18 protein-coding genes are annotated in these 24,039 nt (G+C 43.1%); 17 read left to right on the forward strand and 1 reads right to left on the reverse strand.

The window, feature by feature from the left end; all coding sequences use genetic code 11:
- Window positions 1-20: 20 nt before the first annotated feature.
- The 14 genes from AC59JO_RS18375 (at window position 21) to AC59JO_RS18440 (ending at window position 21,154) form a co-directional block, all read left to right on the forward strand.
- A complete protein-coding gene (locus AC59JO_RS18375; RefSeq protein ID WP_497307024.1) occupies window positions 21-896 on the forward strand; it encodes a sugar phosphate isomerase/epimerase family protein in 876 nt (291 codons plus the stop codon).
- Between the two features lie 18 nt (window positions 897-914).
- Window positions 915-1,685: a 3-keto-disaccharide hydrolase gene (locus AC59JO_RS18380; protein ID WP_413667346.1), complete on the forward strand. Its 771-nt coding sequence runs from the start codon at window positions 915-917 to the stop codon at window positions 1,683-1,685.
- Window positions 1,686-2,184: 499 nt separating this feature from the next.
- On the forward strand, window positions 2,185-6,375 hold the full coding sequence (locus AC59JO_RS18385) for a hybrid sensor histidine kinase/response regulator (RefSeq protein ID WP_497307026.1): 4,191 nt from the start codon (window positions 2,185-2,187) through the stop codon (window positions 6,373-6,375).
- A gap of 31 nt (window positions 6,376-6,406) precedes the next feature.
- Window positions 6,407-7,189, forward strand: coding sequence for an NIPSNAP family protein (locus AC59JO_RS18390; protein ID WP_497307028.1), 783 nt, complete (start codon window positions 6,407-6,409; stop codon window positions 7,187-7,189).
- Between the two features lie 291 nt (window positions 7,190-7,480).
- Entirely contained in the window at window positions 7,481-8,728 is a 1,248-nt protein-coding gene (locus tag AC59JO_RS18395) for an efflux RND transporter periplasmic adaptor subunit (protein ID WP_497307030.1), read from the forward strand.
- A gap of 302 nt (window positions 8,729-9,030) precedes the next feature.
- Window positions 9,031-10,488 carry a TolC family protein gene (locus AC59JO_RS18400; protein ID WP_497307032.1) on the forward strand — a complete coding sequence of 486 codons (1,458 nt, stop codon included), beginning with the start codon at window positions 9,031-9,033 and terminating at the stop codon, window positions 10,486-10,488.
- A gap of 86 nt (window positions 10,489-10,574) precedes the next feature.
- A complete protein-coding gene (locus AC59JO_RS18405; protein WP_413667351.1) occupies window positions 10,575-11,240 on the forward strand; it encodes an ABC transporter ATP-binding protein in 666 nt (221 codons plus the stop codon).
- A gap of 23 nt (window positions 11,241-11,263) precedes the next feature.
- Window positions 11,264-12,490: an ABC transporter permease gene (locus AC59JO_RS18410; protein ID WP_413667352.1), complete on the forward strand. Its 1,227-nt coding sequence runs from the start codon at window positions 11,264-11,266 to the stop codon at window positions 12,488-12,490.
- Window positions 12,491-12,516: 26 nt separating this feature from the next.
- A complete protein-coding gene (locus AC59JO_RS18415; RefSeq protein ID WP_497307035.1) occupies window positions 12,517-13,701 on the forward strand; it encodes an ABC transporter permease in 1,185 nt (394 codons plus the stop codon).
- Window positions 13,702-13,722: 21 nt separating this feature from the next.
- The gene (locus AC59JO_RS18420; protein WP_497307037.1) at window positions 13,723-15,096 is read left to right on the forward strand and encodes a sigma-54-dependent transcriptional regulator; all 1,374 of its coding nucleotides are present in this window, start codon (window positions 13,723-13,725) and stop codon (window positions 15,094-15,096) included.
- A complete protein-coding gene (locus AC59JO_RS18425) occupies window positions 15,080-16,381 on the forward strand; it encodes a sensor histidine kinase (protein WP_497307039.1) in 1,302 nt (433 codons plus the stop codon). Before AC59JO_RS18420 ends, AC59JO_RS18425 begins: the two co-directional genes overlap by 17 nt.
- A gap of 446 nt (window positions 16,382-16,827) precedes the next feature.
- Window positions 16,828-18,498, forward strand: coding sequence for an alpha-amylase family protein (locus AC59JO_RS18430; RefSeq protein WP_497307041.1), 1,671 nt, complete (start codon window positions 16,828-16,830; stop codon window positions 18,496-18,498).
- Between the two features lie 601 nt (window positions 18,499-19,099).
- Window positions 19,100-20,293, forward strand: coding sequence for a mannonate dehydratase (gene uxuA / locus AC59JO_RS18435; RefSeq protein WP_497307043.1), 1,194 nt, complete (start codon window positions 19,100-19,102; stop codon window positions 20,291-20,293).
- Between the two features lie 177 nt (window positions 20,294-20,470).
- Complete coding sequence (locus AC59JO_RS18440; protein ID WP_413667358.1) at window positions 20,471-21,154, forward strand: hypothetical protein; 684 nt, start codon at window positions 20,471-20,473, stop codon at window positions 21,152-21,154.
- A gap of 79 nt (window positions 21,155-21,233) precedes the next feature.
- On the opposite strand, the gene AC59JO_RS18445 is transcribed toward AC59JO_RS18440, so the two are convergent.
- A complete protein-coding gene (locus AC59JO_RS18445; protein ID WP_377022052.1) occupies window positions 21,234-21,596 on the reverse strand; it encodes a SnoaL-like domain-containing protein in 363 nt (120 codons plus the stop codon).
- A 182-nt stretch (window positions 21,597-21,778) separates the two neighbouring features.
- Here AC59JO_RS18445 and AC59JO_RS18450 point away from each other — a divergent pair, with 182 nt between their 5' ends.
- The 3 genes from AC59JO_RS18450 to AC59JO_RS18460 are packed head-to-tail and all read left to right on the forward strand — an operon-like array spanning window position 21,779 to window position 24,036.
- Window positions 21,779-22,327, forward strand: a complete 549-nt coding sequence (locus AC59JO_RS18450; RefSeq protein WP_208864721.1) for an RNA polymerase sigma factor — start codon at window positions 21,779-21,781, stop codon at window positions 22,325-22,327.
- An 11-nt stretch (window positions 22,328-22,338) separates the two neighbouring features.
- Window positions 22,339-23,154, forward strand: coding sequence for a zf-HC2 domain-containing protein (locus AC59JO_RS18455; RefSeq protein WP_413667359.1), 816 nt, complete (start codon window positions 22,339-22,341; stop codon window positions 23,152-23,154).
- 15 nt (window positions 23,155-23,169) lie between these two features.
- Window positions 23,170-24,036 (forward strand): DUF4097 family beta strand repeat-containing protein, encoded by an 867-nt coding sequence (locus AC59JO_RS18460; protein ID WP_413667360.1) that lies wholly within the window; start codon window positions 23,170-23,172, stop codon window positions 24,034-24,036.
- Window positions 24,037-24,039: the final 3 nt, after the last annotated feature.

Here is a 24,039-nt window from a genome sequence, read left to right on the forward strand (position 1 = left end):
AAACAAACTAAAACAAATACATGACAACCAGAAGAACATTTTTAGCACAAGCCGGACTAATTGCTGCCGGTGCGGTTATTGCACCTAAATTGGTATCGGCGAAGGCTTCAAATAAAGTGGGCCTGCAATTGTATAGCCTGCGCGATCAATTGCCCAAAGATGTAAAAGGTGTTATTGCACAAGTAGCAAAAGCCGGTTATAATGAGGTAGAAACCTTTGGTTTTAATAAAGAAACCGGTTATTGGGGATTAAAAGGCAAGGAATTTAGCCAGCTTTTAAAGGATAACGGCTTAACAACGCCAAGCGGTCATTACGGCCTGGACGAATACTTAGGCTCAGGTAAAACTGATGACCTGAACGCATACATTGAGGTTGCCAATACTATTGGTCAATCACATATCATTATACCCGCATTAAACCACAACTTTATTAAAACGGTTGACGACTGCAAAGGTGTTGCCGAAAAAATGAATAAGATTGCTGAGATCCTGAAAAAATCGGGCTTAAAATTAGGCTACCATAACCACAATTTTGAGTGGGCACCTGTTGGCGATACTACTTTTTACGATGTGGTGTTAAACAATACCGATCCTAAGCTGGTAGCCATGGAAATGGATATTTACTGGGTAGTACGTGCCGGTAAAAATCCGGTTGAAATTTTTGAAAAACATCCGGGCCGTTTCAATTTTGTACATGTTAAAGACAGGGATAAAACCAATGCCGAACTGAATACTGAGATAGGCAACGGTGATATCGACTTTAAAACCATATTGGGTAAAGCTAAACTTGCGGGCATTAAGCATTTTATTGTTGAGCAGGAAAACTATACCAATATCGATCCGTATGTGAGCATCGCAAAAAGTGCTTCATATCTGAAAAATACGCTTCACGTTTAAACCAATTATTTTAGAGAGATGAAATATCCATTAATATTAACCGCCCTTTTAGCAGGGAGCTGCTTCATGGCAAATGCGCAAAACGCTAAACCAGAGGATACTGAAATTTGGGAACCAATTCCTAAAGTAGTTACACCCGGTAAAAATTTAGGCGATGCCCCTTCAGATGCTATCATCCTGTTTAATGGCAAAGGCCTTGACGAATGGGTTTCTGTTGAAGATAAAACCCCGGCCAAATGGTTGGTAAAAGGTGATGTACTTACCGTAAACAAAGCTACCGGTAACATCGAGACCAAAAAAAGTTTTAACAACTATCAACTGCATATAGAGTGGAAAGTACCTGCAAACATTACAGGCAGCGGACAGGCCCGCGGTAACAGCGGTGTATTTCTGGCCTCAATAGGTAAAGGTGATGCCGGTTATGAGTTACAGGTTTTAGATTCGTACGAAAACAAAACTTATGTTAACGGTATGGCAGGCAGCTTGTACAAACAGGTGATCCCATTGGCAAACCCAGGCCGCAAACCCGGCGAGTGGAACGTTTATGACGTGATCTGGACTGCCCCTGTATTTAACGAAGACGGTTCGTTAAAATCGGCAGCAAGGGCTACTGTGTTCTTTAATGGTGTGTTGGTTGAAAATAATTTTGAACTGCTCGGTCCTACGCAGTACATCGGTAAACCATCGTATGAAGGTAAAAAACATGGTGCTTCACCAATTAAATTACAAGCTCACGGCGATAAAAGCGAGCCGCTTAGCTTCCGTAATATTTGGGTAAGAGAACTGTAAGCTATATAGCTTTTCTGAAATTATAATAAGCCTTCCGGTATCTGCCGGGAGGCTTTTTTGTGGTGTGTACAGTGTGCTATCGGCGGATATCCTATAACGGGAAATTTCCACACGAATACTTTTCAAATCTTCCACAATTAATCGAATTACACGAATCTTGAATTACATAGAATCTATTAATTGATTGATAAATAATATTGATAAACAAGTTGTTAGCTTTAAGATTTGTGCATTCGGCTTTAAGCTTAATTAATATCAAATAAAACTCGTGTAATTCGATTAATAGGTAAAAATTACTGTGAAAATTTTTCATTCATTATTTTTCAATCTGCTCCTGATTATGGCTATCGCTTAATACCGTACCTGTTTTGTTTCTTTTTTTTGCCTATTTTAAACTTATAAATAATATAGCCGTATAAGTTAACTATAAGCCATTTTGTTTCTCTTTTTAAGAGACAGATTTTTCCGGGATCATTAAAACTCAACGCAGACTGTTATTGTGAATATCTATAAATATTTGTTTGTTGTGGTTGCCTTATTGGTTGCCCAAAATGGGTTTTCGCAGGATAGGAACCTTAAGTTTGAGCATATCGGTACCCGGGAGGGTTTATCTCAAATTAACGTAAGCTCCGTAATTCAGGATAGCCGTGGCTTTATGTGGATAGGCACCCGAGATGGCCTCAACCGTTATGACGGGTATGGCTTTGTGATCTATAAACACAGTATCCAGGATGACAATTCGCTAAGCAGCAACCTGGTATCGGATATTGCTGAGGATAAAGATGGTAACATATGGCTGGCAACACTATTTGGCCTGAATAAACTTGATCGTAAAACGGGAAGGTTTGTACATTATTTTCATGACAGCGCCAATCCTAACAGCATCTCAAGTAACCTTGTAAACCGGCTGATATTTGATCATGAGGGTATTTTATGGGTAGCAAGCCAAAAAGGCGGGCTCGACAGGTTTGATATTCCTGCAAATAAGATCACCCATTATAAACATAGCGATACAAATTCATCTTCATTAAGCGACGATGATGTAACAGCACTAAAAGAAGATTCAAAACATCAGTTATGGGTTGGCACCCTTGGAGGGGGGCTTAACCTATTTGATCGAAAGACCGGAGCCTTTACCCGGTATCAAAATAAGCCGGGGATAGCTACCAGTATTTCCGGAACCTATGTAAGTTGTATTTATGAAGATAACTCTGGCCGGCTGTGGGTTGGTACGGAAGATGGTGGCCTTAATTTATTTGCTCCGGAAACAGGTACATTTAAGCACTATCTCCATAACGATAAAGATGCTAACAGCATTTCTGGCAATACCATTTTGTCGTTAAGTATGGATCTGAATGGTAAACTCTGGATAGGTTCGGAAAATAATGGCGTTAATATTCTTGATCCGGTTACAGGCAAAATAACAAACTATAAGCACGATGATATTGACAGGGGAAGTTTAAACGGTAATTCGATCTATAGTATTTGCCGCGACAGGATGGGGAATATGTGGCTTGGCGCTTTTAGCGGGGGCATTAACCTGTATAAGCGCAGTACCGAAAGTTTTTCGCATTTCAGGCATAACTCATCGCCCCAAAGCCTGGCTAATAATTTTGTACTTTGTTTACATGAAGATCAGAATGGTAATATTTGGGTAGGCACCGATGGAGGAGGGGTTAACGTGTTTAACAAGGACGGTACTGTTAAGCATTTTGTAAATGATCCTGCAAATCCTAACAGCCTGATAGGGAATTATATATTAAACATTACCCAGGATTTTAGGGGCGATTTTTGGATGGGGACCTGGGCTTACGGTTTGTGCAGGTACAGTCCTGGCACCGGTAAGTTCACCTACTTTAAACACGATGACTCAAAGCCCGGCAGTTTAAGCAATAATAATATTTACGCCCTCACCCATACCCGCGATCACCGCACCTGGGTAGGCACCTATAACGGAGGCCTTGATTTATTTGACGAAAAGTCGGGGACATTTTCCGCGTTTCGTTATGATCCTAATGATCCTAAAAGTATCAGCAGCGACAGGGTATACGCATTGCTTGAAGATCATGACAATAACTTTTGGGTTGGCACTTTTGATGCCGGGCTCAATTTGATGGACAGGAAAACCGGAACCTTTACCCGTTTTCAGCACGATGAAAAACGCAACAGCATCAGCAATAACAGCATCCCCGATTTGTTTGAGGATAGCAAAGGCCGTATTTGGATAAGTACTCTTTCGGGGCTCAACCTGTTTAACCCGGTCACTAAGCATTTTACGGTATTCACCACAAAAAGTGGCTTGCCAAGTGATGTAATTTATGCTGTGCGCGAAGATAAACTGGGCACTATTTGGGTAAGCACAAACAATGGTTTATCTAATTATGATCCGGTTAGGCACACATTTAAAAATTATACTATTGAAGACGGTTTGCAGGACGAAGAGTTTAAGTCGCATTCGGCGCTGCAGACAAAGGAAGGCAGGATCTTTTTTGGAGGGATTAACGGATTCAACTCTTTTACTCCCCAACAGATCTTAAAGCCATCTGCCTTTATGCCGCTGGTGATCACCAATTTTCAGTTATTCAATAAAACCGTAAAAATTGCCCGCGATAAAGATGATCCCTCGCCCTTAAAGCAGGATATAAGCGATACTAGGGCAATCAAATTGTCATACAAACAATCCGTAGTAACCTTACAGTATGCGGCGCTCGACTACTCTTCGTCTGATAAAAAGAATTACAGCTATATACTCGAAAATTTTGATACGGAATGGAATAACGTTGGCAGCCGCAATACGGCATCTTACACCAATTTGCCGCCGGGCGAATACACCTTTAAACTAAAATATCAAAATACGTCGGGGCTATGGTCCCCGCCTACAACTGGCTTAAAAATTACTATTGTGCCTCCGTTTTGGCTAACGTGGTGGTTTAAGTTGATAGCGGCAGCAACTATAATTGGTTTGATATATTTTGTTTATGCCTACCGTGTTAAGTTTTTAAGGGCGCAGAAAACAGTGTTGGAGCGGCAGGTAAAAGAACGTACCGAAAGCCTGGTAAAAATGACAGCTAATGAGCGACTGGCCCGGGAGGCTGCAGAAGAAGCACGTGAGGAAGCCGAAAGTGCTAATAAAGCCAAGAGCATTTTCCTTGCGACTATGAGCCACGAAATTCGTACCCCTATGAACGGGGTTATTGGTATGGCAACGCTACTGGCCAGTACCAGGCTTACAAGCGAACAGGAAGAGTATACCGAAACCATAAAAAATTGCGGCGATGCCCTGCTAACCGTTATTAATGATATCCTCGATTTTTCTAAGATTGAATCGGGCAATATGGAGCTAGATGAGGAAGATTTTGACCTGCGCGACTGCATTGAAGGTGTTTTGGACGTTTTTGCCGAAAAGGCTTCGCGTTTAAATCTCGACCTCGTTTATCAGGTTGAGCATAATGTACCGGTGCAAATTATTTCCGATTCGATACGCCTTCGGCAGATCCTGATTAACCTGGTGGGTAATGCTGTAAAGTTTACAACCCAGGGCGAGGTTTTTATAAAAGTTGGGGTGAAAGCGTTAAAAGGCGATGACCTGGAGTTGATATTTAAAATAAGGGATACAGGCATAGGTATTGCCGACGATAAACTGGAACGTTTATTTAAACCGTTTTCGCAGGTTGATTCAAGCACAACCCGTAAGTACGGCGGCACCGGTTTAGGTTTGGCTATCAGCGAAAAACTGGTGAAGTTGATGGGGGGCGAAATTAGCGTACAAAGCGAAGTTGGGAGAGGGACCACCTTTTCGTTTACTTTAAAATCAAAAGTGGGGCAAAAAGTAAAACGCAATTACGTTTACCTTAACCTCGCCGAACTTGAAAATAAGCGGATCTTATTTGTTGATGATAATGCTACCAACCGTGATATTATTGATACCCAATTGCGGCAGTGGAAGTATGACCCTGTAGTTGTGGCATCGGCAACCGAGGCGTTGAAGGTGCTTAACCAACAGGACGAGCCTGTTGATCTTTTGATAACAGACATGAGCATGCCCGAAATGGATGGCCTGGAACTGGCTAAGGAGGTAAAACAAAAATTTCCTGAAATACCCATTGTGTTGCTAAGCTCCATTGGCAGCGAACAAAGCAAACGGGAGGATAATGTCTTTAACGCGATACTGACTAAGCCTACCAAGCATAATCTTTTACATAAACATATTGTTGAACAATTAAAGGCCGGCAGCGGGATCAAAACAGAGTATAAGCCCGCACAAACAGCTTTTTCAAAGGATTTTGCTAAAAATTACCCTATGAGTATTTTGATAGCCGAGGATAATTTAATAAACCAGAAATTGGCTATACACATGCTAAGCAAAATGGGCTATAGTGCAGATATTGCCGAAAATGGCCATGTTGCACTAAATGCTATGGTAGCAAAGCACTACAACCTCATTTTAATGGATGTACAGATGCCAGATATGGATGGCCTGGAAACAACCCGTTTTATCCGCAGTAATATGCATGACCAGCCGGTAATTATTGCCATGACTGCCAACGCTATGCCCGAAGACAGGCAGGCATGCATGGATGCCGGTATGAATGATTATCTGAGCAAGCCCATGAAACTTTCTGATTTAACGGAAATGCTTGAAAAGTGGGGTAAATATATAAACGGACTCAATAAAGATTTACTGAATTGATTTATATTTACTCCCCAAACATCCCACCATTATGAACCTTTTTTTTAAATCGTCTGTCGCTTTTTTTACATGTTTATTGATGGTTACTATAGCGTTTGCAAAAGCGCCAGCACGTAATTATTATCAGCTTAAAATATATCATTACAAAACACAGGCCCAGGAAAGCACAATTGAAAAGTATTTACAGCAGGCCTACATACCTGCGTTGCATAGGGCTGGCATTAAAAATGTTGGTGTGTTTAAACCTATAAGCCAGGTTGATACTGCAAAGCTGTTATACGTATTTACGCCTTTTCAGTCATGGGATAGGTTAATGGGGATTGATCAAAAGTTGCAGGCCGATGCAGCATATCTTGCTGATGGTAAGGATTATATTGATGCGGCCTACAACGAACAGCCATATACCCGGTTAGAAACTATTATATTACAGGCTTTTCCAGGAATGCCTTCAACAGCAGTTCCAAACCTTACCGCTAACAAAGCTGATAGGGTTTACGAGTTGCGCAGTTATGAAAGCCCTACCGAAAAATACAATGTAAACAAGGTAACTATGTTTAATGTAGGCGATGAAATAGGTCTTTTCAAGCGCCTTGGTTTCAATGCTGTTTTTTATTCGGAAGTTATTGCAGGCAGTCACATGCCTAATTTAATGTATATGACCACGTTCAACAGCAAAGAAGACAGGGACAAGCATTGGGATACCTTTGGCAAAGATGCCTACTGGAAAACACTTTCTGCCAAAGCTGAGTACCAGCATAACGTTTCTCATGCTGATATTATCTTTCTTCGCCCGGCAGATTACTCTGATTTTTAGGTTGCTGGCAGGTTCAACTTATGGACTTGCATCAGAGGTGCAAAAGGTTTGCAGCTTCTAAGTGAATTACATTTTTAGTATGCCAGAGGTATACAACATCTCCGCGCGGAACAGCTCAACGGTAAAAAATAAATCAGCGCCATCAACGCAATCAAAAATCAATCAACGGTCGATATTGAAGATTTTGTCCGATATCGATCACTTTTTGAAAATTATAATATCATAATTTATTTATAATCAATGATTTAATATTGGTATAGCTCTTGCAAAACTTTATCCAAAGTTATCATAATGGATAAGGAAATTGCACTTGAAGTTACTACTGCCAAACGCAAAAAAACAGCGCTGGTCATCATTAGCAGCATAGCTGTTTTGGTGCTTGCTGTGATGCTTTTGCGGGGATATATTAAATCAACCATCACCCGGGCCGAAATAACAACCGCCAGGGTTGAAATTGGCAATATAGAAAATACCATAAACGCTACCGGTGAGGTGTTGCCGGAGTTTGAAGAAATCATCACCAGTCCGATAAATGCATCGATCAAAAGCGCGCTGATGGACGCGGGTAATAAGATCAAAGCCGGGCAATCGATATTAACGCTAGATAAATCGGCTACCCAAACCGATTATGAAAAACAAAAGTTTCAGCTCGAAACCAAACGCACCGAGATCAGCAAACTCAAACTTGATCTGAATAAAAGCTTCTACGACATCCAATCAAATAACGACATTAAACAGCTTCACATCAGCAACCTCGCCGATGCGGTTGAAAACGCTAAACGCCTGTACAAAGCCGGCGGCGGCACCCGCGAAAATATTGAGCAAGCCGAACTGAACCTGAAAGTTGCCCAGCTTGAAAAAAAGCAACTTGAAAACGAGATCAAAAGCAAACAACAAACCATGCAGCTGGAGATTAAGGAAGCTGAAATAGCTGCCGATATTCAGCAAAATGATTTGAAAGAATTACAACGCAAGCTTAATCTGGCAAATGTAGTTGCGACACGAGCGGGCGTCATCACTTACGTAAATAAAAACATCGGCGCCAACATTCAGCAAGGAGAGACCCTCGCCCGCATTGCCGATTTAGGCAGTTTCCGGATCCAGGGTAGTGTGTCTGATAACGTGGCCGATCAGGTTCATAGCGGCCTACCAGTTATTGTTCGAATCAATGATGAACAGTTACGTGGGCATGTAAGTAATGTATCCCCATCGATACAAAACAGCATAGTTTCTTTCGATGTACAGCTTGACGACAGGGCGAGCAAACTGCTCAGGCCTAATATGAAAGTAGATGTTTTTTTGGTAACGGCCACACACAGCAAAATCATGAGGGTAGCCAACGGTCCGGCGTTTAAAGGTCCCACTGTTCAGGACATCTTTGTGCTTAACAATGGCAAAGCCGAGCGGAGAACGGTACATATTGGCCTCACCAATTTTGATTATGTGGAGATACAAAGCGGGGTGAAGCAAGGTGAAGAGGTTATTACATCGGATATGAGCGAATACAAAAACTCGAGGGAAGTAACGGTAAAGAATTAGAAAGGAAATCGGAATTGCTCGGTCGGTTGGAAATGTTAGTTAAAAAAGCCATGTCATTGCGAGGAGGTACGACGAAGCAATCTCGTAGCTATACAGATCGGACATGCATTGGCTACGAGATTGCCGCACTACGCTTGTAATGAAGTGCCTCTGCCGCTGTTGGTGTTGTCACCAATAGCTCTACGTCAGGCTTTCGAATACGACTTTCCGTGATTATGAAAATCATTGGGGTAAAAGTTGTTGGTGACAACACCAACAACAGCAAAGAGGGGGGCTGGCTGTTTATTTAAAAGGATATTGTCATGAAAATACTATACATCATATTATTACTAACCATAAGCACAGCAGCGTTCGGCCTGAGCAGCAGCGATACGCTCAGGCTAACCCTGCAGCAGGTGGTTGAGCTGGCCAAGGCCAACTCCATAGCCGCCAAACAGGCCGCTACCACGCGCGAAACCAAATATTGGGAGTATCGCACGTACAAATCAAACTATCAGCCGCAACTGGCGTTAAGCGGTATTTTACCGGGGTATACCAAAACATTTTCGCAGGTACAGCAGCCCGATGGTACGATACTTTTTCAGCCTATTCATAATGATAATTCGCAGTTAAGGCTTGATTTCAGCCAGAGTATCGCAGCCACCGGTGGCACCATTTTCGGCACTACACAGTTGCAGCGTTTTGACGATTTTGACAGGCACAATGTATTGTATAACGGCATTCCTTATGGTATCAACTACGCGCAGCCGCTGTTTCAGTTCAATAGCCTTAAATGGGACAAAAGGATAGAGCCTTTAAAGTTTAACGAAAGTAAGCAGGCTTATATCGAAGCACAGGAAAAGATAGCAGTTGATGTGGAAGGCTATTTTTTCGACCTGCTGCTGGCCCAGGTAAACCTTAAAATGGCCGAAACCAATTTGGCCAATACCGAAGGGATCATCAAAATAGCCAACCTGAAATACGAGTTAGGGAAAGTGTCAAAAAACGATATCCTTCAACTGCAGCTGGAAAAGATCAACGCGCAGAAAGCAGTGGGCACAGCCAGGCGTGATGTGGAAATAACTACGCTTACGTTGCGCAGTTTTATAGGGCAGGCAGGAGACGACCGGATAGTTTTGGCAGTTCCGAAAGATATCAATAATATGATTGTCTCATCAGATAGGGTACTTGCCGAGGCTAATGCTAACCGGTCGGCAGCTATCGCTTTTTCACGCCGCCTTGCCGAAGCTAAGCGCGATGTAGCCAAGGCCAAAGGGCAAAACGGCCTTACAGCCACGCTCACCGCTAGTTTAGGCTTTTCAAATACGGCAACCAATATTCCGGATGTATACAAGAACCCTCAAAACCAACAGGTGCTGGAGCTGCAGCTATCGATACCGATATTGGATTGGGGCAGATCGAAATCACGGGCTAAAACAGCCCTGGCTAACCAGAAGCTTACAGAATACGCCGTTGAACAGGATAAACAGACTTTTAAGCAGGAGATAGTTACCCAGGTTTCGCTTTTTAATATGATGAAGGAACAACTGGTTTATACGGCCAGTGCCGACAGCATTGCCGGCGAGAAATATAAGATAGCGCGCGAACGGTATGTACTTGGAGATCTGAGCATAACAGATCTTGGTATCGCATTCCGCGAAAATGACCAGGCCCAGCGTGATTATGTAACCGCCCTCCGCGATTTTTGGGGAGCTTATTACCAATTGCGCTACCTTTCGCTTTACGACTTTGAAACAAACAAGAAAATCACTTATAACTAAATCAGTAATTCAATAACCCGATATCAATCCATAACCCATAAAAAATCACTAAATCACTAATTCATTAAATCAATAATTAACCTCTCATGATACGTTTACAAAACATTGAAAAGGTGTACCGCACCGATACCATCGAAACCCTGGCCCTTAACAGCGTAAGCCTTGATATTGCCAAAGGCGAATTTTTATCCATTATGGGCCCTTCGGGCTGTGGAAAGAGTACTCTGCTCAACATTATGGGGCTGCTTGATGCGCCTTCAAAAGGCAATATCCATATTGACGATCAGCAAACAGCTGGCATGAATGATAAACAGCTGGCACAGTTCCGCAATAAAAAGCTGGGTTTTATTTTTCAAAGCTATCACCTCATTAATGACCTCCAGGTGCTTGATAATGTGGAGCTGCCCTTGCTTTATCGCGATACTACTGCCAAACAACGCCGCCAGCTGGCAGCCGAAGCGCTGGAAAAAGTTGGCCTGGCTAATCGTTTAAAACATTTCCCTACGCAGCTTTCAGGCGGTCAGCGCCAGCGTGTGGCTATTGCAAGAGCTATTGTAGGTAAGCCCGAAATTATTTTGGCCGATGAGCCAACCGGTAACCTGGATAGCGCTATGGGCAACGAGATTATGGAAATCCTGCTTAATCTTAACCGCAACGATGGCACTACCATAGTAATGGTAACGCACGATGAAAATATGGCCCACAAAACCCATCGTTTGGTGCGCCTGTTTGATGGCGCGCAGGTTCAGTAATTAACTGGTTTTAAATTAAAATTATGCTTAAAAATTATTTTAAAATAGCCATAGCGGTGTTAAAGCGCCGCAAGTTTTTCACGTTCATCAGTTTGTTTGGGATTAGCTTTACCTTAACTATACTGATGGTTTTAACTGCGTTTATTGATAAAGTGGTAGGTGATACTTATCCGGATAAAAAACGCGACAGATCATTATACATTAACCGCATCCAGGAATCGGGTAAAGATAATTTGCAGTCGAGCACATTATCATATTACTTTTTAAGCCATTATACAAGTATGTTGAAAACACCGGTAAAGGTTGCCATATCATCAGCATTTAACGGTACCAATACCTACGTTAACAATAAAAAAATAGCAGTAAATTATAAATATACCAATGCCGAATATTGGGATGTGCTTGATTATGATTTTACCGAAGGTAAGGCATTCAACGGCCAGCAGGTTACCAATGCTGATCGTGTAGCGGTAATATCTGAGGATATGAAACGCGAATATTTTGGAGATGCACCCTCGGTAGTTGGTAAATATATCGAAGCGGATAACGTAAGCTATCGGGTTATAGGTGTAGTTAAAAACGTACCCATAACCGATTATATGCTTTACAGTGATATCTACCTGCCTTACACCGTTTCCAAAGCCAATTATAAAGATAAAGGGTACATGGGTGGATATATGGGGATTTTATTGGCTAATTCAACGGGCGATGTACAAAAGATGCGTGATGAGTATGAAAACCTTATGAAAAGGGTACCGGTTGAAAGAAAGGAATTTACCCATCTGTACAGCCATGCCAACCCGTTTTTGGCGGCTTATCTTGATACAGGTAATGAACAGCATTCCGGGGTGTCTATAGCGCTTATGGCCATAAGCGTGTTTGTTTTCATATTTACCCTTTTGCCAACGCTTAATCTGATAAATATCAACATCACCCGAATTATGGAGCGCTCTTCAGAAATTGGGGTACGTAAGGCTTTTGGCGCATCATCCAAGACATTGGTTTACCAATTTATTGTCGAAAACCTGATCCTTACCTTGTTGGGGGGCGTTCTCGGTGTTGCTTTATCGCTGCTGGCACTTTATGTTATCAATAACGCCAATTTGATAGCCAACCTTGAGTTAAGCATCAATTTTACAGTATTAATTATAGGCCTGCTGGTATGCCTTGTTTTTGGTTTATTATCAGGCGTGTATCCGGCCTGGCGCATGTCAAAACTGAATGTGGTTATGGCACTTAAGGCTCAGTAAAATATTTATCATTAATTAAAAATATTATGTTTAAGCATTTATTTAAACTCATCTGGAATAAAAAGAAGCAGAACTTCCTGCTCATGACCGAGATGCTGGTGTCATTCCTGGTACTGTTTGCGGTATTTACGCTGATGGTTTACTATTATACCAATTATAAAAAGCCCATGGGTATTGAATATCAAAACGTTTGGGTCATAAACTACGGCAATGCATATCAAACAAAAAATATCGATTCACTTAACCTGTACTATGAAACGTTAAGAAAAACAATAAAATCATTGCCGCAGGTGCAGGAAATAAGCTTTGTAAGCGGCAATATCCCATTTTCTCAACATGTTAATGAAAGTGCCTTAACCTTTAACGGAAAGCACGTTAACCATTTAAATAATTTTACTGTTGAAGACGGTTACAAAGACGTGCTTCAGGTGCAGTTGCTTGAAGGCCGGTGGTTTAACAAGCAGGATGCTGTTGCCAAAAACAAAAGTGTTGTAATTGATGCGGCATTAAAGGAGGCAACTTTTGGTAATGAACCGGCTGCGGGTAAACTTTTTGGTAATGATAACGATAAAGACAGGTTAAGAGTAGTTGGCGTAATTCAAACGATAAAAAGGAACGGCGATTATGTAAATCCAGGCCCCGGGCTGTTTTTCAGAACTGATACTGGGTCGTTTCGCTGGCTTGGTAAAATCCTGGTTAGGGTAGCTCCGGGTACCGACGCAACCTTTGAAGGTAAACTCTACAAAACAATGGCCAATTACATGAAAAATTCAAATGTAGAGATCGAGCACCTCTCCAACAAGCTCAAGGATAGTAATTATTTTGCATTGGTACCCATGATCATATTGGGTATTGTATGTGCATTTTTGGTAATTAATGTTGCGCTCGGGTTATTTGGGGTATTGTGGTATAACATCAATAAACGCCGGGGCGAAATCGGGCTGCGCAGGGCAATCGGCGCTACCGGTAATTCAGTGTCATCACAATTGGTAAGCGAATCCATGATCCTGGCTACACTTTCACTTATTATCGGGGTGTTTTTCGCCGTGCAATTTCCGCTGCTTAATGTATTCGACCTGTCTGCCGGTATATATATCGGAGGGATGCTTTTATCAGTGCTGTTTGTTTACCTGTTAGTGCTCATTTGTTCACTTTACCCTGGCAAACAGGCTGCGGCTATTTATCCCGCTGTTGCTTTACACGAAGAATAATTACGATATTGACCGCCTGTTATGATATTGGTTATTGATGATGATATTGCTGTACGCACCTCGCTGATCCTGCTGTTAAAAAGCGAGGGCTATGATGCTGTAAGTGCCAATGAACCTGCCGAAGCTTTGAAGATCATTAAGAAAAAAACGGTCGAGCTGATTATTCTCGATCTTAATTTTTCGATAGATACATCGGGGCAGGAAGGAATGGACCTGCTTGCAAAGATCAAGGCTTTTAACAGTGCCATTCCTGTAATCCTGATCACCGGTTGGGGAAGTATCGAGCTGGCAGTGAAAGGCATGAAGCTGGGCGCTAATGATTTCATCAACAAGCCATGGGTTAACGAGCATCTCATTCAGTCGGTTAAAACCCTGCTCGATCTGCAGGATAAAAAGACGGAACACCGTACCCGTAAGCAATTGGATAAAACTTACAATTTTGAGAATATTGTAGGCGAAGATCCCCGGATGCTCGACATCCTGGAAACCATAGGCCGCGTTGCGTCAACTGATGCATCGGTGCTGATCATGGGTGAAAGCGGTACAGGTAAGGAGCTGATAGCGGAAGCGATTCACCAAAATAGTCTTCGCCGTAATAAGCCATTTATCAAGGTGAATTTGGGTGGCATTTCTACCTCTTTGTTTGAGAGCGAAATGTTCGGCCACATTCGCGGAGCGTTTACCGATGCACGGTTTGACCGGATGGGCCGCTTTGAAATGGCCAACAAAGGCACCATTTTTTTAGATGAAATAGGCGACCTGGATGCCAGCAGCCAGGTAAAGTTGCTCCGCGTATTGCAGGACCGCACTTATGAAGTATTGGGCAGCAGCCGAACCAAAACGGTTGATACCCGCGTAGTATGCGCTACCAATAAAAACCTGAATGACATGGTATCGCGCGGTACTTTTCGTGAGGATTTATTGTACCGTATCAACCTGATCACCGTTTACCTGCCGGCTTTGCGCGAGCGGCCGAAAGATATTCCTTTGCTGGTTGACTTTTTTATTAATAACTTAAAGCAGATCTATAACCGGCCTAATTTGTCGGTAGCGCCATCAGCCATGAAGTGGTTGCAGCAGTTACCTTTACCCGGCAATATCAGGCAATTGAAAAACCTGGTGGAGCGCTCTATTTTGGTGAGCAGGAGGGATGAGTTGAGTATCGATGATTTCCGGTCGCAACTGGAATTGTCACCTGTTAAAAAAGGAAATATCCAATTGCCGGGCGTAGGCACATTAACTTTAGAAGAGGTAGAAGTAGAGATGATAAGACGGGCATTGGATCACCATAAAAACAAGATAAGCAAGGCGGCAGCGGCGCTGGGCCTCACGCGCAGCGCCCTGTACCGGCGGCTCGAAAAATACCAGATCCCGTACGATGAAGCTGAGGACTAAATACATTTTATTTGTGGTGATCCTGCACCTGCTTACCCTGGTGCTTGCATGGTTTATTTTCATCGACAATAAGATCTATTTTATCATAGCCGAGGCTTTTGTTCTTCTTTCGGCAGCCGTAGCGATACAGCTTTACCGCCAGCTTGTACTGCCTTTAAAAATGTTACTACAGGGGATAGAGGCCATAAAAGACAAAGATTTTAACGTGAAATTTCTTTCAACCGGTAAACTGGAGGTTGACGCGCTGATTGATGTTTATAACCAGATGATGGACGAGTTAAGAACCGAACGGACACGACAGGAGCAACAACATTTCTTTTTAGAAAAGCTCATCCACACTTCGCCAACGGGTATCATTATCCTTGATTTTGATGACCGCGTGCAACAAATCAACCCTAAAGCTTTGCAGGTTTTGGGTATTGATGAAAAAGCCGTGATTGGTGAATTAATTGGCGAGCTCGCTCACTCTATCTTCAAGCACATCAAAGCCCTTAAATCGGGCGAAACGGAGGTGGTTAAGCTGGATGGGGTTAATTCGTTCAAACTGCAAAAATCGCATTTTATCGACCGGGGGTTCTCACGTCATTTTATCATGTTAGAGGATTTGACAGCCGAAATACTGGCGGCCGAAAAGAAAGTTTATGGCAAAGTGATCAGGATGATGGCACATGAGGTTAATAACACCATAGGGCCTGTAAATTCCATCATGCAATCAGCCATGAAAACCGATCAGCTTTGGGCAGGTCATGATTTCGACCCGATAAAAGATGCGCTGCAGGTTGCAATGGACAGGAATCAAAACCTCAATCTGTTCATGCGTAATTTTGCAGATTTGGTTAAGCTGCCTCCGGCCAACAAACAGCCTGTTGTATTGCAAAAGCTCTTAGAATCGGTAGTAACGCTGATGGGCATTCGTGCTGAAGAAAAAGGGATATCGCTTGCAGTTGACCTACCCGAAGAACCGGTTAAAATAATGGCCGATGAACAGCAACTGGAGCAGGCATTCATCAATATTGTTAAAAATGCCATCGAGGCTATTGATGATGAGGGATCGGTAACATTTACCATCAATCTTAAAGAAAAAAAACTCATCATTACCGACACCGGAAAAGGCATCTCGGCCGAACAAAACGCCAACCTGTTTACCCCATTCTTCAGCACCAAAAAAGATGGGCAGGGGATAGGCCTCACCCTGGTACGTGAAATCATGTTAAACCACGGCTTTGAGTTTTCATTGAAAACTGTTGCCGAACGGCAGACGGAGTTTGTGGTTTATTGGGGCTGAAATGGGGTGATAGAAAGAAGGAAATTACGCCGCCGCTCGGCTCCAGCCGAGTGGCAATTATCCAGCGGCCTCTGGCCGCCGTGGCAAAAGTAGCCTAACCTTGGACGAAGCCTGTCTGAAAGAACCTAACCCTGGTCGAAGTTTAGCGTAGCGTAACTTCGTCCTGGAATTGTAGAAGCATTCTGCTTCCGTAGCAAAAGAAAAACATAGCCTTTATAGTCAGGTCGGTAACATACAATCAAGAGTTGTTGAGTTAAGCTGGAAGCTTAACCCATTTTAGGACGAAGTTTAGCGTAGCGTAACTTCGTCCAGTAATTGGATTTTATATGATTGTGCAAAGCCAATAAAAATCCATAATTGTATTAGCATTTGCTTAATCCTTTTAGTAACGTTGTAAATCAATTTACATGTTACCTTAACAGATAATTACTGCAACCACATTCACCATGCAAAGACGGCATTTTATAAAACTTTCTGCGGCTACATCAGCTGCCATGCTTTTCAGCAAGCTCACTTACTCGGCCTCAAACGGAGCTGCAATTATGAATGCTCCCGATGAGGTGTGGGCACAATCAGGCACCGACTGGGTTAAGCTTACAGCATCAAACGGATCTCATTACACTTATAAAGATATCAGCGCAAGCCTTAAAACTAATGGCAACGGGCTTGGCGTATATATTTCATCACCAAAACAAGAGTTAAATGCGGTGCGCTTAAAATGGAAACATAATACATCTGCTTCTGCTAAATTTCTGGGCGATCATTGGGAACGCTCGTATGGTGACCTGCAATGGAAAACTATGGCTTCCGGTATTAAAAATCCCTGGTATGTAATTATCCATGATGATAAACAAACCGTTTGCTTCGGTGTAAAAACCGGTGCTAACAGTATTTGCTGGTGGGGCGTTAATGCCGATAATATCGAACTTACTTTAGATACAACCTCAGGCGGGGTAGGCGTGCTGCTGGGCGACAGGCAACTGCACGCTGCTGATGTAATTACTACCAATGCTAAAACAGGGGAGGATGCTTTTGCCGCAACGCATCGTTTTTGTAAAATGATGTGCGAAAAGCCACGCATCCCAAAACAACCGGTATATGGCATCAACGACTGGTATTTTGCCTATGGTAATAACTCGGCAGAGCTGATCAAAAAGACAACGGCCATGATGGCCGAACTGGTTACAGATCACAGCAATAAACCTTTTTCTGTTATTGACGCAGGTTGGGCTACCTATTCGCCGTTGTTACCCGGCGATGGCGGCTGGAACGATGATTTTTCAAAGCCAAATGATAAGTTTAAGGATATGCATGCCCTTGGCGATGAGATCAAGAAATTAGGCATGCGCCCCGGCCTGTGGATGCGACCGCTTTGTGCCAAACATGATGAAAAGGCCAGTCTACTGGCACCGAAGATTCCGGGCAGGAATGATCCGAAAAATCCGGTACTTGATCCTACTATTCCTGAAAACATAGCCCGTATCCAGCATAACTTTGATGTGTATAAGCAATGGGGGTACGAAATGGTGAAACACGATTTTACAACCTATGATATTGCCGGTCGCTGGGGTTTTGATATGAAGAATAGTTTCACCGCGCCAAACTGGCATTTTAACGACAGAAGCAAGACTAATGCTGAGATTATCCTGCACCTATACCGCTCCATTCGCGAAGCAGCAGGCGATGGCATTTATGTGATCGGTTGTAATACGATGAGCCATCTTTCGGCCGGGGTATTTGAGATGTGCCGTATAGGTGACGATACCAGTGGTCATGAATGGGAGCGCACCCGTAAAATGGGTGTTAACACATTGGCTTTCCGCTTGCCACAGCACAATGCGTTTTATGCGGTAGACGGTGATTGCGTAGGCCTTACTAAAGATATTGAATGGAAAAGGAACAAGCAGTGGCTGCAATTATTAGCTGAGAGCGGTGCGCCGCTGTTTATCTCAGGCCAGCCGGAAGCTATGGGCGAAGAGCAAAGGAAAGCTGTTAAAACAGCCTTTGCACAGGCGGCAAAAGTACAACCGCTGGGCCAGCCATTGGATTGGATGGAAACATTAACACCCACCAAATGGAAACTGAACGGCAGGGTGGTTGATTTTGATTGGGCATAAACAAAAAGGGTGGGTGTCGCCCTGAGCTTGTCGAAGGGGCGCGCGCAGAGGCCTTGCCCACCATGCTTCGACAGGCTACCCATGACACCCATTTTTAATTTGTCATCCTGAGTGATAGCGAAGAATCTTCTTCAACATGCAGAACTACTATACAGGGTGAAGAAGTTGCTTCGTTTCTGCTCTTGACATGTTGCAGAACCCAGACTTACGAAGTTTTTAAAACTTCGTAAGTCTTTGCCTTTTTAATTCACTTTTCAAAACCCACCGAATGAGAAGAAATTCCCTTATGCATTCGTAGCACAAAATAATTTGCAATTAACTGTTAGGCGATTAAAAAAATATAACGATTATTGGAGCGCGATAAATTGCAGCCTGACATGTTTTACTGACATTGTTTTGTCAGTGTTCAACTTTTAAAAAACAAGTGTTCAATTAAATATACCGGTAAATATTAAACCGCTGTTTATCAGCTTGTTGGTTGTTTTGTTGTGATTTATTGAACGCTTAAGTTGCTGACTGTCAATGCTGAGTTTTTTTTGAGCTGTTCACACTTTTAAAATTGAACACTCCTGTTTTTGCATATTAAACCTACGATATAAAAATGAGTGATACCAATACAAGCAATACTTTCAGCATGATCAACACCATGCGCTGGTATGGCCCCAATGATCCTGTGAGTTTAGCCGATATCAGGCAGGCAGGGTGTACAGGTGTAGTAAGCGCCCTGCACCAAATCCCCAATGGCCAGATATGGACCGTTGAGGCTATCAACGAGCGCAAAGCGATTATCGAAGCGGCCGGCCTTACCTGGGATGTGGTTGAAAGTGTACCTGTACATGAGGCCATCAAAACCCAAACCGGCGATTATCAGCAATATATTGAAAACTACAAGCAAAACCTGCAAAACTTGGCAACCTGTGGTATCCATATCGTTACCTATAACTTTATGCCGGTACTTGACTGGACCCGTACCGATTTGAGCTTTACCGTTGGAGATGGCTCCAAAGCGCTCCGCTTTGAAAAAGCCGCCTTTATTGCTTTTGATGTATTCATGCTGCAAAGGCCAGGTGCCGAATGGGAGTACACCAGCGATGAACTTGACTGCGCCAAAGCCCGCTTTGACGGCATGACGGAAGATGATAAACAATTACTGCAGCGTAATATTATAGCAGGTTTGCCAGGCAGTGAGGAAAGTTTCACGCTGGATAAATTCAGGGAAGCTTTGGCTGCTTATGATGGTATCGATGCCAAGCGGTTAAGGGAAAACCTTATTTATTTTCTGAGCGAGATCATCCCCGTTGCAGATGCCAACAATGTTAAAATGGTGATCCACCCCGATGACCCGCCATATGCTATTTTAGGCCTGCCAAGGGTAGTAAGTACTGCCGAACATATTAACGCCCTGATAGAGGCTGTGCCATCGTTAAACAATGGCCTCTGCTTCTGTACAGGATCATACGGTGTAAGGCCGGACAATGACCTGCCTGCCATGGTTAAACAATTTGGTGACAGGATCAATTTCATCCACCTGCGCAGCACCCGCCGCAATGAATTTGGCGATTTTTATGAAGATAACCACCTGGAAGGTGATGTGGATATGTACTCGGTGGTGAAAGAGTTAGTACAGGTAATGAAGCAACGTAAATTAAGCATCCCAATGCGCCCCGATCATGGTCACCAGATGCTGGATGATCTTAAAAAGAAAACCAACCCCGGTTATTCTGCCATCGGAAGGCTGCGTGGCCTTGCCGAGTTGAGAGGGCTTGAACTGGGCATCATCCGCTCAATGGAATAAAATAATTTTTAATACAATCCGGAAACGGGAGGTTCAAAAGAGCCTCCCGTTTTTGTTTTATGGATATATACACTTTTTGAAATTATGGTGTACTTAAATGAAATGCCAGTGTAATTGTAAGTTTATTGATGTGCATAGCTTTAGTTAATTATTAAAACCAATTAATTAAATCAAATTATGAAAAAACAATTAAGCAAACTGATGTTTGGCAGCTCGCTGCTGCTTTTAACCCTCGTATCGGCCTGTAGCAAAGACGCAGGCAAACCTGCCGCAACCAATGGCAACACCACAGCGCCGCGGGCCGCTGTTCCTCAAAGCGGTTTTAGTTTATGGGGAACCTGTAATGGTGCACCCTATAACATTTCGGGAACCAATGGTATTTGTGTTCCGGTAGGTAATTGCAGTACCGATATTGATGCGGCGCAACAAAGCACAGGGCAAAACGCTACCGGACTTCAGTTTAATGGTTGCTTTAAAGGTGGTACAAGCGCTTCCAGTTCGGCAAGTGAGCAGGCAGTTTTCCTGTGCGATAATGTTTCGCAGTGGAATGGTAATGAAATGGGTTTCGTGAAAACCCTGAATGACAATGCCCTGAAAGGGTATTTACAGGGAGGCGGGCAGTACATTACCCAGGTAATATCTGTGGGCGATAACGGTTACCATACTTTTAAATGCCAGGCCCGTTCAGGTAATGTGCACCAGGTTGATTTTTATGTGGATGGGACATATAAATTCACCCTCACCAACAACAGCGGCACTTACTGGAACAACTGGTATTACTTTGTAGGCACAAATCATTGGTATGGCGGTTCAAGCAATACCGGTCAGCAAATTGAAATGTATAACATGACCACTTTTTAATTTTTACTACCCCGATTAAAAAACAAAAGGCCTTTGCGGAGAGCGAAGGCCTTTGTTGCTTATTATTGGTTAGGTGTTCTTAGCCCATGTTATAAAAAAACTGCTCGGCTATAATTTTTCCATCTTTTACTTCATAAACCGCTATTTCATTCATCGGCATACGGCCGCCTTCTTTATAGGTAACATCCATATCCATAGTTACCGCAAAAAAGTTACCGGTAACAATCGGGTCAGATACCTCGCCGCTGTGTACTTCCTGTACCGAGGCATACCAGTATTCTGTTTTGCCTTTAACAGCCTCTTTGCCCTCGGTAAGTTCCATTGGCGAACCCTTTGGCTCACGGCTCACAATATTATCTGCATAAAGTTCATCAATAGCCTGGGTATGCTGGCCCTCGCGGCAATACTGTACTAATTTTTCTGCTACTTCGGTGGTGGTCATGATCTTATGGTTTTAATTGTTGTTATAAAGTTAGTTAATAACGCTTCAAACCAATCGCCTTTTTGGTTTAAATTTCTGTTAAGTTTGATCTGCAATTGCACCTCCCGAAAAAAAATAAAAATTTTCTGTAACCATTTTATGCCGCCGAAGTACTTAAGGTATATTACATAATTACAAACTGATTGAACACGCTTACAGACAATGCCATTATGCTAAAGGTGAAAGCCGGCGACCTTGACAGGATGGGTATGCTCTTTGAACGCTACAATCGGCAGCTGTACGGCTTTCTGTTCCACATGACCTATCAGCGCGAACTGAGCGAAGACATGGTGCAGCAAGTGTTTTATAAAATGCTTAAATACCGGCACACCTTTACCGGTACCGGCGAATATATACACTGGATGTACTCCATCGCACGCAACGTTTTAAAAGATCATTGGCGCAAAAACAAGCAGCAGGTACAGCACGAGGGTGTGGAAGCTGCCGAAACCATAGCCGGGGGCCTGGTACCCGACGAAGCTTTTGAAAAAAAGCAAGCCAAGGCCGAGCTGCACCGGGCCATGGAAAAGTTAAGCGAAAGTCAGCGGGAGATTTTGGCCCTGAGCCGGTTTCAGGAGTTAAAATGCCAGGAGATTGCCGAAATACTGGGCATGACCGAAGGTACAGTAAAAGTGCGCATTCACCGGGCTATGCAGGAGCTTAAAAGTATTTATGTAAAAATGGAACGATAAAACAGTATAAGATGAAATGTGAGCTATATGAAGAACTGTTTACCGGTTGGATAAACAAAGAATTAAATGCCGAAGAAAAGGGGGCGCTGGAACAACATATATCGGGCTGCGACAGTTGCCGCAATGAGTTGCAGGCTTTGCAGCAGCTATGGGGCCACATGGGGCAAATTGAAACACCCGAACCATCGGCCAACATGAGTGTGAAGTTTTATGCGATGCTTGATACTTATAAAGAATCTGTAAAGGAGCAAAGGAGCTTATGGGCTGATGTCAAATACCAGGTAAGCCGCATCTGGGAATGGCAGCCACGCTGGCCAATGGCCTATAACCTGGCAATGGTTGTGCTTTTAGTTGGAGCTGGTTACCTGTTTTTCGGAAAAAGCAAAAGCGATGATCAGGATAAACAATTAAAAGCCCTAAGCTCGCAGGTACACGAGCTTAAACAAACTATGATGCTGGCCCTGCTTGAAAACCCTTCGGCATCTGAACGAATCAGGGGGGTAAGCTATACCAGCGAGATCAAACATGCCGATAAGCAGGTGATCGATGCTTTATTAGCTACGCTGAATAACGACCCTAATGTAAATGTACGCCTGAGCACACTTGATGCATTAACCCATCTTGCCGGTCACGCGGAGGTAAGGGAAGGCCTCATCAAATCAATAGTTGAGCAGGATTCGCCGCTGATGCAACTGGCTATTGCCGATGTGATGCTTAAACTGCAGGAAAAAAGATCCGTGGGTTCATTCAGGGAGTTATTAAAACAAAAAGACCTTGATCATGGCGTACGCGACAAGATCAAACAAACAATAACCCAACTAATTTAAAAAATAAACCAAATCATGAAAAGATCACTAATACCTGTTTTAACAGGTCTCGGGCTTTGCCTTGCCCAACTTTCTGCCCATGCCCAGGATTTTAAGGAACATGTTAGCAAACAGTTCACTTTGCAGGGAGCGGCTTCAGGTACCACCCTGGCTATTTACAATGTTTTTGGATCCATAAGCGTGCAGGGATATTCAGGCAACCAGGTATCTATCGAGATAGATGAAACCATCCGGGGTAACGAGGCATCTGATGTGGAGCAAGGTAAAAAGGAATTTAAACTGGGGTTTGAACAGAAAGCTGATAGCATAATTGCTTACACAGCTGAGCCTTATGACAGCCGCCCGCGCCGCAATTGGAACAGGGACGAGGAGCACAGGCATGTTCACTATACCGTAAAACTGGAATACACCGTAAAAGTACCTTATGGCATGAACCTCTGCGTATCTACAGTAAACGATGGTAATGTTGAAGTTAAAGATGTTTACGGCGCCTTAAAAGTTAATAACGTAAATGGTGGTATTACTATAGCCAATGCTAAAGGCACAACCAGTGCACATACCATCAACGGACCGCTTAGCGTAACTTACCTGTCGGTACCGCCGGATGCTTCAAGTTACTATACGCTTAACGGGAAGCTCGAAGTAACTTATCCGGGCAATTTAGCTGCCGATCTGGAATTTAAAAGCATGAACGGTCAATTTTATACGGATTTTCCGGACGCCGAAGTATTGCCTACCCGGGTAAGTAAAACCGAATCAAAAAGTGGTGCAGGCACTACTTATAAACTCAGTAAAAACAATGGCGTGCGCATAGGGGCGGGAGGGAAGCTGTTTAAGTTTGAAACCCTCAATGGAAATATTTATATCAAAAAACAACAATAAAAG

The sequence above is a fragment of the Mucilaginibacter sp. A5337 genome (assembly GCF_059690695.1).

Excerpts from the sequence above, each read along its gene's own strand:
- AC59JO_RS18375 (WP_497307024.1), top strand. The coding sequence starts at position 21 with ATGACAACCAGAAGAACATTTTTAGCACAAGCCGGACTAATTGCTGCC.
- AC59JO_RS18380 (WP_413667346.1), top strand. The coding sequence starts at position 915 with ATGAAATATCCATTAATATTAACCGCCCTTTTAGCAGGGAGCTGCTTC.
- AC59JO_RS18390 (WP_497307028.1), top strand. The coding sequence starts at position 6,407 with ATGAACCTTTTTTTTAAATCGTCTGTCGCTTTTTTTACATGTTTATTG.
- AC59JO_RS18395 (WP_497307030.1), top strand. The coding sequence starts at position 7,481 with ATGGATAAGGAAATTGCACTTGAAGTTACTACTGCCAAACGCAAAAAA.
- AC59JO_RS18400 (WP_497307032.1), top strand. The coding sequence starts at position 9,031 with ATGAAAATACTATACATCATATTATTACTAACCATAAGCACAGCAGCG.
- AC59JO_RS18405 (WP_413667351.1), top strand. The coding sequence starts at position 10,575 with ATGATACGTTTACAAAACATTGAAAAGGTGTACCGCACCGATACCATC.
- AC59JO_RS18410 (WP_413667352.1), top strand. The coding sequence starts at position 11,264 with ATGCTTAAAAATTATTTTAAAATAGCCATAGCGGTGTTAAAGCGCCGC.
- AC59JO_RS18415 (WP_497307035.1), top strand. The coding sequence starts at position 12,517 with ATGTTTAAGCATTTATTTAAACTCATCTGGAATAAAAAGAAGCAGAAC.
- AC59JO_RS18420 (WP_497307037.1), top strand. The coding sequence starts at position 13,723 with ATGATATTGGTTATTGATGATGATATTGCTGTACGCACCTCGCTGATC.
- AC59JO_RS18425 (WP_497307039.1), top strand. The coding sequence starts at position 15,080 with ATGAAGCTGAGGACTAAATACATTTTATTTGTGGTGATCCTGCACCTG.
- AC59JO_RS18430 (WP_497307041.1), top strand. The coding sequence starts at position 16,828 with ATGCAAAGACGGCATTTTATAAAACTTTCTGCGGCTACATCAGCTGCC.
- uxuA (WP_497307043.1), top strand. The coding sequence starts at position 19,100 with ATGAGTGATACCAATACAAGCAATACTTTCAGCATGATCAACACCATG.
- AC59JO_RS18440 (WP_413667358.1), top strand. The coding sequence starts at position 20,471 with ATGAAAAAACAATTAAGCAAACTGATGTTTGGCAGCTCGCTGCTGCTT.
- AC59JO_RS18445 (WP_377022052.1), bottom strand. The coding sequence starts at position 21,596 with ATGACCACCACCGAAGTAGCAGAAAAATTAGTACAGTATTGCCGCGAG.
- AC59JO_RS18455 (WP_413667359.1), top strand. The coding sequence starts at position 22,339 with ATGAAATGTGAGCTATATGAAGAACTGTTTACCGGTTGGATAAACAAA.
- AC59JO_RS18460 (WP_413667360.1), top strand. The coding sequence starts at position 23,170 with ATGAAAAGATCACTAATACCTGTTTTAACAGGTCTCGGGCTTTGCCTT.